Origin of the sequence: Alkalibacillus haloalkaliphilus C5 (assembly GCF_000269905.1) — a bacterium.
Classification (GTDB): Bacteria; Bacillota; Bacilli; order Bacillales; family Alkalibacillaceae; genus Alkalibacillus; species Alkalibacillus haloalkaliphilus_A.
On the sequence record NZ_AKIF01000082.1, the window covers coordinates 1 to 13043 of the forward strand.

The following is a 13043-nucleotide window of genomic DNA, read 5'->3' on the forward strand; positions in this document are numbered from 1 at the left end:
ACAAAAACAAAGTAAAAATAAAAAGAAGAAAACAAAAATAGGATTACACCTGATTATTATAAATCTTCAGATGGTGTAGAGATCATTGTAGGTCGTAACAATAAACAGAATGAATTCGTTACAAATCGTATGGCTAACAAAGAAGATATTTGGTTACACACGAAAGATATTCCTGGTTCACACGTCATCATTCGTTCAAGTGAACCGAGTGAAGAGACGATCTTAGAAGCAGCAATGATCGCAGCCTTTTATAGTAAAGCAAAAATGTCTTCATCTGTACCTGTTGATTACACGAACATTAAACATGTCCGTAAGCCAAACGGTGCTAAACCTGGTTATGTCACCTATGATAATCAACAAACTGTTTACGTGACACCAGATGAAAAAGTAATTAATCAATTAAAAGTAAATGAATAATTAAATTGACGAACCAGATATGGTAGATGGTTCAGTTTGGAGTACAAACTATAATTTAAAATGAGCGTTGAAATGCATAGCATTTTGACGCTCATTTTAAATTTCTATATCAATGTTTGTTTTTTGAAAGTTATTAACACAGGAAAATGCACCCAGTTTGCAAACCACAATATTCATTGAAGACGGTGCAAATAATAATGGAATTTGCCAACCTTATTTTATCTCTTATTAAACTAACGCCCCCATTAACACAAATTTCCGTTTACTGCTTGTACGTTTTCTTTAGGTACCCAACCTTCTTCAGAATTAGTTAGGCTTTTAACCCACATCCAACCATTTAGTTCCTTATATTTAATAAGCTGTTCATAAACATTAACCTCTAATTCTTTTGCAATATAATCCTCTAAAATCAACTTGCTCACCTTGAATATGAATTATTTGTTCGGGTACCCAGCCCTCTAAATGTTTATCTTCAGTGTAACAATATATCCAGTTATTCCATTCTTCTTTGCCTTCATACTTTTTACCTACAATAACAACCTGCCCTTTAAAAAGTTTAATTGGGTTGGGATAGTTGCTTGTATGTTGCTTGGTTACTATATAAGCATTTTTATATTTTTCATCTCCCATAATTGTCAGCCCCCCTTTTTTAACTATCCTGCTTCGTTAGTTGAACAAACCTTCTTTGTCTTATTTTACCATATAAATGTTAATCACCCTTGAGTTTCTGCAATTATTTATACAATTTGCATTAGCAATAGACTTACATTATAGAAAACAATTTTATATGTAAAAAGTAGTTCAATTAAGGGTACAAATTACAATTCTGTACTCCTAAACTGAACTACTTAAAATGATGTTGTTCTTTTTAACTTAACACGAGGTCATCGCGCCAATTTAATACTTGTTCTCGTTCTGCTTCTGTTATGTTTCCATTCGTAGTTAATAATGAAGCGACATCTTCGAAAGTTACTAGACTTTCATATTCAAAGCCTGCTTCTTTAAAATTATCCTCAGCTTCATTTAATCCGTATGAGAAAATTGATAATACTTTTACCACGTGACAACCTTGTTCTTTTAAGGCTTCAGCTGCTTTAATGGCACTTGTTCCAGTAGAAATTAAATCTTCAATTACAACGACACGTTCACACTGATCAACTTTACCTTCAATCATATTTTCAAGTCCATGCCCTTTTGGCTTGCTACGTACATAAACCATCGGTAAATTCAGCTGATCCGATACAAACGCAGCATGAGGAATGCCCGCCGTTGCACAACCTGCTATTACATCTACATCTAAATCTTTAGTTTCGTTAACGAAGGCATTTGCGATTGTCTGTCTAACATCTGGATATGACATCGTTAAACGATTGTCACAGTAGACTGGTGATTGTATCCCTGAAGACCACGTAAATGGTTCTTGTACATTGACTTTTAAAGCATTAATATCAATTAACCTTTGAGCTATTGTTTGACGTGAGATGATGACCACTCCTTTAAAACTTGTTCATATGCTTCTTTAGGGTTAGAAGCATTCGTAACAGTACGTCCAACGACGATCATGTCACTACCATTTTTTCTGGCCAATTTAGGTGTAGCAACACGTTTTTGATCGTCATGTTCGTTTTCACTTAACCGAATGCCAGGTGTCAGTGCTAGAAACTCTTCTCCACAAACTTGTTTAATAGATGAAACTTCTAATACTGAACAAACGACACCATCTGCACCACTTTGTTGACTAATTGATGCATAATGTTTTACCGTCTCATCCATTGATTGAGAAATGAGTAGCTGATTATTTAGCATTTGTTCATCTGTAGATGTTAATTGCGTCACAGCTAATAACATGGCGTGACAGTTTTCGACGATTAAGCCTTCTTTAGCCGCTTCAATCATGTTCATACCACCAGCAGCATGCACATTTATAACATCAGGCTCATACTGGGCTAAACTTCTCATCGATTCTTTAACCGTATTCGGTATGTCGTGTAACTTTAAATCTAAAAAGATCGGATGACCTTGTTCCTTTAAATAATTAAGTACTCGTTCACCTTCACGGTAAAACAGTTGCATACCGACTTTTACTGGTATTTTTGACAGGTTGTTTTTTTCTAACAATTGTTTTGCTTCTTGTAAACTCTTAACATCTAAAGCGAGATAGACGGATTGTGACACCTTGACTCCCTCACTTCCTGAATTGAATTAAATTGATAGTCTTCTAAAGTATTGGGAAGTTCGCTAATAAGCGTTTGACAAATGAATGGATCTTTAAAGTTAGCCGTACCAACTGCCACAGCATCGGCTCCTGCAAGTAGAAACTCTATGACATCTTCTGCGGTTGAGATCCCACCCATACCGATAATAGGTAGGTTTGTTTGTTTTCTTACCTCATGGATCATCCTAATCGCAATCGGTTTAATAGCTGGTCCTGATAGCCCACCTGTTTGATTAGCGACCACTGGCTGACGGCTATGTAGATCAAGACGCATTCCCGTTAATGTATTAATCATGGCCAACCCGGCTGCTCCTGCATTTTCTACAGCTTCAGCTATTTGACTGACATTGGTTACATTAGGTGATAATTTAACGAAAACTGGTTTTGAACTGACTGATTTTACAGCAGAAGTCACTTCATATGCTAATTGAGGGTCTGTGCCAAACTGGACACCGCCCTCTTTCACATTAGGACAAGATATATTTAGCTCTAGTGCTTTAATAACTGGTTCATTAGCCATCTTCTCAGCAACGTGTACATATTCTTCAAGTGTACTACCAGCAATATTAGCAATAATCGGTGTTTCGTAGTTTTCTAGAAGGGTAGCTCATTTTCAATAATGCCATCAACACCCGGATTTTGTAGCCCAATAGCGTTCAGCATGCCTGATGACGTTTCTGCAACACGAGGAGTCGGGTTGCCATAGCGCGCCTCTCCTGTAGCGGCTTTAATAGCAATTGCACCTAGTGTGTTTAAATCGTAAAACTGACTAAACTCTTTTCCAAATCCGAAACAACCGGAAGCTGGCATAATTGGATTTTTAAGCTCTAGTTCCCCTAAAGATACGGCTAGATTCATAACAACACCTCACTTGCTTTTAAGACAGGACCATCCTGACAAATTTTAACGTAACCTTTCTTGCTACGGTACTCACAAACACATGCGAAACAAGCACCGATCCCACAGCCCATTCGCTCTTCTAAAGATAAATAACCTTCTAAATGAGTTAGCTGGTTTTGAACCGCTTTTAACATCCCATTCGGTCCACAAGCATAAAACGTTCTAAAAGGTTCATCAAATTGGTTGATTACATCGGTTACTAACCTGAGTGACCGTAAGAGCCATCATCAGTCGCAATGTAAGTCGTTGCATATTGACTAAATTGTTGTTCGTAAAATACAGCTTCTTTTGATTGAAAACCTAATACTGCTGTGACGTTGTTATATTGTGATAGACGCTTCGTGACGTGGTATAAAGGAGGGACACCAACCCCTCCACCGACAATTAAAATGTTATCACCTACATGATGGTCTAAATCAAAACCATTACCGAGTGGTCCTAAAACGTTCAAGTCATTAGATTCCTCACGTTTACTTAACCATTTCGTTCCTTCACCCATCACTTTATAAATAATCGTTATTAAACCATTCTCTTGATCTAAGTCAGCGATTGAAATAGGTCTTCGTAACATATGTTCATTTCCTTCTCCTATTTCAACATGGATAAATTGACCCGAATTTGCTCGTTGTGGAATTGTTTTTCCGGTTAAAACCATTTCAAAAGTATCAAGTGCGATTGAGCTATTTTTAACAACTGTCATTTGCTCTTGAATCATACTGTCACAACCTCTTGTTTAGGCATAGGACTTGCTGAGAAGCTCATCGACTCGATCACCGTTAAAATCGCTTCTGCCGTATCTAATGAAGTTAAACATGCAATCCCGTGCTCTACTGCCTCACGACGGATCTTAAAACCATCTGTATGAGTTTGTTTCCCTCTCGATAAAGTGTTAATGACAAATTGGACTCTTCCTTCTTCAATGACATTTAAAATATTACGTTTGTGATCAGCAATTTTATTTACTTCTTCAACTGGTAATCCTTGTTGCTTGATAACATTCGCTGAACCAGTCGTTGCATATAACTGGAACCCTAGAGCATGGAAACGCGTTGCAAGGTTGACCATTTCTTGTTTATCTTGATCCGCTACTGTAAGAAGTACAGCTCCTTCTGTTGGAACTTTAAGTCCAGAAGCAATGATTCCTTTGTATAAAGCTTTCTCTAAAGTGTTGTCGCGACCGATTACTTCGCCAGTTGATTTCATTTCAGGCCCTAACGTAATATCAACACTTCGTAACTTTTCGAATGAGAATACAGGTACTTTAACCGAAATTGTACTGTCTTCTTCTATTAAGCCTGAACGGTAACCTAAATCCGCTAAAGTTCTTCCTAACATGATTTGAGTTGCTAAATTTGCCATCGTAACGCCTGTTACTTTACTTAAAAATGGAACCGTTCTACTTGAACGTGGGTTTACTTCTAAGACGTACACTTTACCTTCGTGATAAACAAACTGAATATTGATAAGTCCTTTAACATTTAGTTCTTTCGCAATCTCTGTTGTAATTTGAGCGCATGTTTGTTTAACTGATTCTGGTATACTTTGTGTCGGATAGACCGCAATCGAATCACCAGAGTGCACACCAGCTCGCTCAATATGTTCCATCATACCTGGAATTACAACTGTCTCACCATCACTAATCGCATCGACTTCTAACTCTTGACCGACTAAATAGCGATCAATTAAGACTGGTCGATTCGGATGAACATTAACTGCTTCTTCCATATATCGATTTAAGTCACGCTCTTCGTATACAATTTCCATCGCACGGCCGCCTAACACGTAAGAAGGTCGCACTAAAATTGGATAGCCAACTTCACGTGCCAAACCGATTGCCTCTTCTTTACTTGTTGCGATTTTAGCTTTCGGTCTTGCAATATTAAGCTTCTCTAACATTTGTTCAAACTGGTCACGATCTTCCGCACAATCAATTGCCGTTTTCGAAGTTCCTAAGATTTCCACACCGCGTTCAACTAGATCATCAACTAGTGAAATCGCTGTTTGGCCACCGAATTGAACAATGACCCCTTCTGGTTGTTCAAGATTAATGACATGCATCACATCTTCAATTGTTAAAGGTTCGAAGTATAACTTATCGGATATATGAAAATCTGTTGAAACTGTCTCCGGATTATTGTTAATAATAATCGCTTCGTACCCAGCTTCTTTTAATGCTAGTACTGAATGTACCGTTGCGTAATCAAACTCAATCCCTTGACCGATCCTAATTGGGCCAGAACCTAGTACGACAACTTTTTTTCGATTAGACGCAAACGACTCTGTTTCTTGTTCATACGTGCTATAAAAGTAAGGTGTTTCAGATTCGAATTCTGCAGCACACGTATCTACCATTTTGTAGACTGGGTTAATGTGTTCTTCTAATCGCCAATCATATATAAACTTCTCTTCAGTATCCCAAAGTCTTGCTAACGTTTGATCGGAGAAACCTAAACGTTTTGCTATTACTGTTAAATCATAATTCCATGGTTGGGTTTTAAGTTGTTGTTCAAGATTGATTAAATCTTCAAGTTTGTGTAAGAACCAATAATCAATTTGAGTTAAATTGAAAATCTCTTCTAGCTTAAACTCTCTTCTAAACGCTTCAGCAATTAAAAACAGTCGTTCATCATCTGCTTTTTGTAACCTTTTTAACAGTTCAGTATTAGCTAATTGTCTTAGTTTTGGAATATATAGCTCATGAGTACCGATTTCTAATGAGCGTACTGCTTTTTGTAGTGATTCTTCAAAATTACGACCAATCGCCATCACTTCACCAGTTGCTTTCATTTGTGTACCTAACGTACGATTAGCAGCTTGGAATTTATCAAAAGGCCATCTTGGAATCTTTGTAACAACATAGTCTAACGACGGTTCGAAATGAGCATAAGTTCTTCCAGTTACGGGGTTTTTCATTTCATCTAACGTTAATCCCACTGAGATCTTCGCTGCTAACTTAGCAATCGGATAACCGGTTGCTTTAGAAGCTAGTGCTGAAGAACGACTTACTCGTGGGTTTACTTCAATGACATAGTATTGAAAACTGTTCGGATTTAGTGCCAGTTGAACATTACAGCCACCTTCAATGTTCAGCTCTCGAATTAGTTTAAGTGAAACATCTCTTAACATTTGATATTCACGATCGCTTAACGTTTGTGATGGTGCCACAACGATTGAGTCACCTGTATGGACACCAACTGGGTCAAAATTCTCCATGTTACATACGACGATCGCATTATCATTAGAGTCACGCATCACTTCGTACTCCACTTCTTTATACCCAGCAATATTACGTTCTATTAAACATTGATTCGCTGGTGATACAGCTAACCCATTCTGAACGGTTTCGATAAGTGATTGTTCATCGTCACACATACCTCCACCAGTACCACCTAATGTGTAGGCTGGACGGACAATAATAGGGTATCCGATTTTATTTGCGAACTGTACGGCATCCTCTACTGTACTAACAATCGTACTTTCAGGAATCGGTTCGTTTAAATCAATCATAAGCTGTCTAAACAATTCACGATCCTCTGCTTTTTCAATTGCTTCTAAGTTCGTACCGAGTAATTCAACATTATATTGTTGCAGAACCCCTCTTTGATCTAACTCAGTTGCTAAGTTTAAACCTGTTTGACCTCCTAATGTTGCTAATAAGGCATCTGGGCGTTCTTTGCGAATAATCTTGGATAAAAACTCAGGGGTTAACGGCTCCATATATACGACATCTGCGATCGTATCATCTGTCATAATAGTCGCTGGATTTGAGTTGGCTAATATAACTTGATAACCTTCCTCTTTTAACGCTTGGCATGCTTGTGTACCAGAGTAATCAAATTCAGCTGCCTGACCGATAATAATTGGACCAGATCCAATAACTAAGATCCTACGAATATCTGTTCTTTTTGGCATGATGTAACCCCTCCTAGTTTATTTTCTTTCATCATGTTTAAAAATTGATCAAATAAGATGTTGGCATCACTTGGTCCAGGTGAGCTTTCTGGGTGAAATTGAACCGAGAAGATCGGCAAACTTTCATGTTCCACTCCTTCAACCGAACCATCATTGATTGCTTGGTGTGTAACTTTTAGTTTTGTATGTTTAATAGATTCAGTTGATACTGTATAACCATGGTTTTGTGAAGTCATCCAAGCTTCACCTGTTTCGATCACTTTAACTGGATGATTCGCTCCACGGTGACCAAACTTAAGTCTTTCGGTGTTAGCCCCGCAAGCTAAAGAAATAAGTTGATGTCCTAAGCAAATGCCGAAGATTGGAACTTTCCCAACCAACTCTTCAACTAGATCAATTCCTTGTAGTACGTCTTTCGGATCCCCAGGGCCATTTGATAGCATAATGCCATCTGGTTGAAGCTGCATCACTTCATCTGCCGTCGTATCATAAGGGACTACTGTGACGTGGCACCCTCTTTCCGTTAATTCTCGTAATATGCCATGCTTCATCCCATAATCAACTAATACAACCCGAAGTCCTCTTCCTGGAACGACATATGGTTTAACGGCTGACACTTGGCTGACTTGATCTTTAGGAAGTGCTGTTTGTTTAACGTGATTGATTACTTGATCTAGATTAGCTAAATCGTCTATTAAAATACCTTTCATCGTTCCACTTCGACGGATCTTTTTTACTAAGCTACGTGTATCTATTCCTTCAATGCCAGGGATACCTTTTTGACTTAAGAACTGACTAATTGACATTTCACTTCTGAAATTTGACGGATCGTTTTCTGCTTCTTTCACAATTAATGCTTTTAAAGCAGGTCTCACCGTTTCAAAATCATCACGATTAATTCCGTAATTACCGATTAAAGGGTAAGTCATAACGACCATTTGACCACAATATGATGGGTCCGACAACGTCTCTTGGTATCCAGTCATTCCAGTTTGAAACACGACTTCACCAACATAGTCATTTAGCTCAGCCCCAAAAGCTCGCCCTTCATAAATAGTTCCATCTTCTAATAACAAATAGCGTTTAGACATAAGTCTCCTCCTTTTTCCAAACCACTTTTCCATCAACAATCGTTAAAGTAGGTATTCCTGATACTTTCCAATCTTGAAAAGGTGTGTTTGTTCCTTTTGAGTAAAAGCTTGATGTGTTAATCGATTCTTCTTTGTCAAGGTCAACTAGTACAAGGTCTGCCTTTGAACCGACTTGTAACGTGCCATAAGGTAAGTCAAATAATTGAGCTGGCTTAACGGTTAACCAATCAATGAGTTGTTCTAATGTGAATTTATTGTTTTTTACGAAATGCGTATATAGTAGCGAGAAGGCCGTTTCTAATCCGACAATACCAAATGGAGACTGCATAAATCCGCTTTCTTTCTCTTCACGCGTATGAGGTGCGTGGTCAGTTGCAATACAGTCAATCGTGCCATCAAGTAAACCTTCGATTAATGCTTGGCGATCTGCCTCACCTCGAAGTGGCGGGTTCATTTTATAATTGGCATCATCTTCTGGTATGTCGAATTCTGATAATAATAAATGGTGTGGTGTTACCTCGGCCGTAACGTTAATGCCTGCTCGTTTAGCATCGCGAATAACACGAACCGATTCTTTCGTACTAACGTGGCAAACGTGATAGTGGCAACCTGTCGCTTCAGCTAACAGAATATCACGTGCAATGTGGATGGATTCACTTACAGAAGGGATTCCTGGTAAGTTTAGCTCTTGATTTTTGATACCATCGTGCATAACACCGCCATAAATTAACGAGTTATCTTCACAATGAGCAACAATTGTCTGGTTTAGTTTTGCTGATTGTTGCATCGCCTCAAACATCTTACTTGCTGTTTGAACACCAACGCCATCATCAGTAAAAGCAACCGCCCCTTTATTCATCAATGTTTCAAAATCGACTAATTCATTTCCTAATTGACGTGTTGTAATGGATGCATAAGGCAATACACGGACATGAGCGTTATCTTCAATTAATGAATTAATACGTTCTAAATTTCCTTCGTTGTCTGGCACAGGACGTGTATTTGGCATAGCACAGACTGTCGTAAAGCCACCACGAGCTGCTGCCATTGAACCTGTTTCAATCGTTTCTTTCGCCTCACCACCTGGCTCACGGAAATGAACATGCAAATCAACGAAACCTGGGAATAAATGCTGTCCTTTACCATCAATAACTTCATCTACTTGATCAGTATTTACTGAACCAATTCCTGCAATCAAACCATTTTCGATTAAAAGGTTTGTATTAGTTTCTTGTAGCTTGATATTTTTGATTAATGTTTTCATATAAAGCTCCCCCTTTATGTAGTACGTTATATATAATGGCTTGCCTAATATAAACGCCATTTTCCATTTGGGTGAAAATTTTTGATTTAGAACTTTCGACTAAACTCGAATCAATCTCTACTCCTCTATTAATAGGTGCTGGGTGCATAATAATACTAGACTCTGGCAATAAAGATTCTCTTTCAATTGTAAAGCCGTATTTTTTCAGATAAGAGTTTTCATCATATGACTGTTCATTATGTCGTTCGGCTTGCACGCGCAAAAGCATCAGTACATCAGTGTCGGTTAATGCGTCATCTAAATTCACATAAGAATAAGGTAGTTCAGGATCTTGCCATTCTTCTTTTGCGGCTAAACGAACATTGGATCCTAAGCGGCTTAATGCATGTGCATTGGACTTTGCTACACGGCTATGTTTAATATCACCGCATATCGTTACATTTAAGTCTTGAAAACAGCGGAACTGCTCTTTAATGGTCATAAGATCAAGCAAGCATTGTGATGGATGTTCACCAGAACCGTCACCCCCGTTAATAATTGGAATGTTTACGCCTTCTAGCTGTTTGTAATATTGCTCTTCAGGGTGACGAATGACAACGAAATCCGCTCCTAACGCTTCAATTGTTTTCACCGTGTCATATAGTGACTCACCTTTTGTAACACTCGATGATTCTTTTGAGAAACTCAACAATTGAAAGCCTAACTTATGACAAGCCATTTCAAAACTTAACTTCGTTCGAGTAGATGGTTCGTAAAATAACAATGCACCTATTTTATCGCTTAAGTGACTTCCATCTATTTTGCTACTTTTAAACTTTTGGGCTAAGTCTAACAAACCGTGAAGATCACGATTTGTTAGATCATCCATTTTAAATAGATTCATAGTTTTAGCACCCTCTATATCAGTTAGTCTTCGAACATATTCCCATTACCTTCAGCATGTTCACGTCCAGGTAGTACTAGGTTTAAGATGACACCAACTACTGCGGCTAACGCAAGGCCTGGAATTTCTAACTCTTCAGTTACAGGAATGACTGCTCCTCCAATTCCGATCACTAAAATGACAGATGAAATAATTAAGTTTCTTTTCACACCTAAATCGACTTGATTATCAATTAACATTCTCATACCGCTAGAGGCGATTACACCGAATAGTAAGATGGAAACACCGCCCATAACAGCTTCTGGGATCGATTCAATAAGCACTGCAATTAAGTCAACAAACCCGAAGAAAATCGCAAGTAACGCTGCACCTCCGATAACAAACACACTAAACACTCGTGTAATCGCAAGGACACCGATATTTTCACCGTACGTCGTATTTGGTGGTCCACCTAGTGCTGAAGCAATAACCGTAGCAGCACCGTCACCCATTAATGATTTATTTAATCCTGGTTGTTTAATAAAGTTACGGTTCGTTACTTTTGATAACACCATTTGGTCACCAATGTGTTCAGTAATTGTTACGAGAGCAACAGGTACCATAATAAATACTACTGATAGTGTTAAAACATCCAATGGTTGATAATCAACAAATGGAATGATGAAGTCAGGTGTAACAAATAGAGCGTTTATAAACTCTCCAACAGATTGACTACTCGTTAAATTGTTCCAACTTTCATTTATTCCGTTAGTATTTACAATTCCAGCTAGAATCGCCGTGACATATCCGCCAACAATTCCTAATAAAATTGGGATTACACTCCAAAAGCCTTTAAAAAATACAGAAGCAATGACTGTAATCAACAAAGTCACACTAGCGACAAATACATATGTTAGCTCAACTTCTCCGTTAGAATTATGCATCGCCATATCAATAGCCGTTGGTGCTAACCCAAGACCAATCACCATAATTACTGGACCAACAACTACTGGAGGTAATATTTTCAGCAACCAATTCACACCACTCACTTGAATCATTAAGGCAACAACTCCGTACACAATACCGGCTAAGAAGGCACCAACCATTGCTCCGGCTAACCCATCCGCAGCACTCGCTGCTATTATTGGAGCTATAAATGCAAAACTAGACCCTAAATACGCTGGAATTTGCCCTCTAGTAATAAGTAAGTAAGCTAACGTCCCTAAACCACTCGTCACGAGCGCTACGTTTGGTGGCATCTCAATTAAGTAAGGCACTAAAATCGTAGCTCCGAACATAGCAAATAAATGTTGTAAACTTAATAACAACCATTTATTCCAATGTGGCACTTCTTGAACATCTAACACTTTTTTCTCTCTGTCCATATGTAACTCTCCCTTTAATCTTTTAGAGTATAAAAAAACCTCTTTGCGAAAGGTCGCAAAGAGGTATACGTACACATACTCATCCCCGTATGTACGCTTACTTCACGACCTTTTCAGCCTCTCTGGACTAATGTTTAAAGGTCTTCTATTTAATTATTCGTAAATACTGACTTGTTCTAGCTCATCAGTTTCTTCTAGCTGGACTTTTATGACTTCTTGTAGAGATGTTGGAATGTTTTTTCCGACATAGTCAGCTCTAATTGGTAACTCGCGATGTCCCCGATCAATTAATACTGCTAATTGAATTTGCTTAGGTCGATCTATGTCCATAACAGCATCCATCGCTGCTCGCACCGTTCGACCTGTAAATAAAACATCGTCAATTAAAATGACGGTTTTTCCATTCAAATTTTGATCGATATTCGATTGATTAACTTTTGCTTCTTCTTGTTCATCTATATTAGAAAGATCATCCCGATAAAGGGAAATATCAAGTTCACCAGTCGAAACTGTCACACCTTCAATTTGTTTAATCGCTGATTGAATTCGTCTGGCAAGGGGCATTCCTCTCGTCTTAATGCCGACTAACACTAAGTCATCTGTTCCTTTGTTACGCTCAATAACCTCATGAGAAATGCGTTTAATTGCTCGAGTTATTGCTGGTTCATCTAAAAGCTGCGTTTTTTCTTTCAACTTGACCCCTCCTGTCTATTGCTAAACATATAAAAACCCTCTTTTGCTACACCAAGGTAACAAAAGAGGGTATACTTAGCCATACTTATCCCTATTTATCCATCGTTACCTTGATAGCCTCTCTGGACTATGCTTAAAGGTTTTCATATATTTATTTCTTAGTTATTAATTCTACCGTTTTAAATACAAAAGTCAAGGCATCATTTTAATTTTCTCAATTGTATCTAAAAAGATTTGTGGTGGTTCAGCTGTCACAGTTACTGTTTCACCTGTAATTGGATGTGTAAATTCTAATTTTTAGCAT

The 13043-nt window shown here is 38.1% G+C and carries 10 protein-coding genes and 3 pseudogenes; 1 reads left to right on the top strand and 12 read right to left on the bottom strand.

Annotated elements, in window-relative coordinates; all coding sequences use genetic code 11:
* Positions 1-54: 54 nt before the first annotated feature.
* Positions 55-417: pseudogene (locus A194_RS0109660) on the top strand (NFACT RNA binding domain-containing protein); the annotation flags it as partial.
* Between the two features lie 245 nt (positions 418-662).
* On the opposite strand, the pseudogene A194_RS18060 reads toward A194_RS0109660, so the two are convergent.
* From A194_RS18060 to pyrR, 12 genes and pseudogenes are all read right to left on the bottom strand, one after another.
* A pseudogene (locus tag A194_RS18060) lies at positions 663-1047 on the bottom strand (SH3 domain-containing protein).
* Positions 1048-1285: 238 nt separating this feature from the next.
* Positions 1286-1909, bottom strand: coding sequence for an orotate phosphoribosyltransferase (pyrE, locus tag A194_RS0109670; protein ID WP_017186646.1), 624 nt, complete (start codon positions 1907-1909; stop codon positions 1286-1288).
* A complete protein-coding gene (gene pyrF, locus A194_RS0109675) occupies positions 1882-2592 on the bottom strand; it encodes an orotidine-5'-phosphate decarboxylase (protein WP_017186647.1) in 711 nt (236 codons plus the stop codon). Before pyrF ends, pyrE begins: the two co-directional genes overlap by 28 nt.
* Positions 2565-3490: pseudogene (locus A194_RS18065) on the bottom strand (dihydroorotate dehydrogenase). The gene pyrF and the pseudogene A194_RS18065 overlap by 28 nt, the downstream one beginning before the upstream one ends.
* The gene (locus A194_RS21190) at positions 3487-3666 is read right to left on the bottom strand and encodes an iron-sulfur cluster-binding protein (protein WP_017186650.1); all 180 of its coding nucleotides are present in this window, start codon (positions 3664-3666) and stop codon (positions 3487-3489) included. The pseudogene A194_RS18065 and the gene A194_RS21190 overlap by 4 nt, the downstream one beginning before the upstream one ends.
* 65 nt (positions 3667-3731) lie before the next feature.
* The gene (locus A194_RS18070) at positions 3732-4247 is read right to left on the bottom strand and encodes a ferredoxin reductase domain-containing protein (RefSeq protein WP_017186651.1); all 516 of its coding nucleotides are present in this window, start codon (positions 4245-4247) and stop codon (positions 3732-3734) included.
* Positions 4244-7444: a carbamoyl-phosphate synthase large subunit gene (gene carB / locus A194_RS0109690; protein WP_017186652.1), complete on the bottom strand. Its 3201-nt coding sequence runs from the start codon at positions 7442-7444 to the stop codon at positions 4244-4246. The genes A194_RS18070 and carB overlap by 4 nt, the downstream gene beginning before the upstream one ends.
* Entirely contained in the window at positions 7411-8535 is a 1125-nt protein-coding gene (locus A194_RS0109695; protein WP_017186653.1) for a carbamoyl phosphate synthase small subunit, read from the bottom strand. The genes carB and A194_RS0109695 overlap by 34 nt, the downstream gene beginning before the upstream one ends.
* Complete coding sequence (locus tag A194_RS0109700) at positions 8528-9799, bottom strand: dihydroorotase (protein WP_017186654.1); 1272 nt, start codon at positions 9797-9799, stop codon at positions 8528-8530. Before A194_RS0109700 ends, A194_RS0109695 begins: the two co-directional genes overlap by 8 nt.
* Positions 9759-10682 carry an aspartate carbamoyltransferase catalytic subunit gene (locus tag A194_RS0109705; RefSeq protein WP_017186655.1) on the bottom strand — a complete coding sequence of 308 codons (924 nt, stop codon included), beginning with the start codon at positions 10680-10682 and terminating at the stop codon, positions 9759-9761. Before A194_RS0109705 ends, A194_RS0109700 begins: the two co-directional genes overlap by 41 nt.
* A gap of 23 nt (positions 10683-10705) precedes the next feature.
* Positions 10706-12046, bottom strand: coding sequence for a uracil-xanthine permease family protein (locus A194_RS0109710; protein ID WP_017186656.1), 1341 nt, complete (start codon positions 12044-12046; stop codon positions 10706-10708).
* Between the two features lie 153 nt (positions 12047-12199).
* Positions 12200-12739, bottom strand: a complete 540-nt coding sequence (gene pyrR / locus A194_RS0109715; RefSeq protein ID WP_017186657.1) for a bifunctional pyr operon transcriptional regulator/uracil phosphoribosyltransferase PyrR — start codon at positions 12737-12739, stop codon at positions 12200-12202.
* Between the last annotated feature and the right edge of the window lie 304 nt (positions 12740-13043).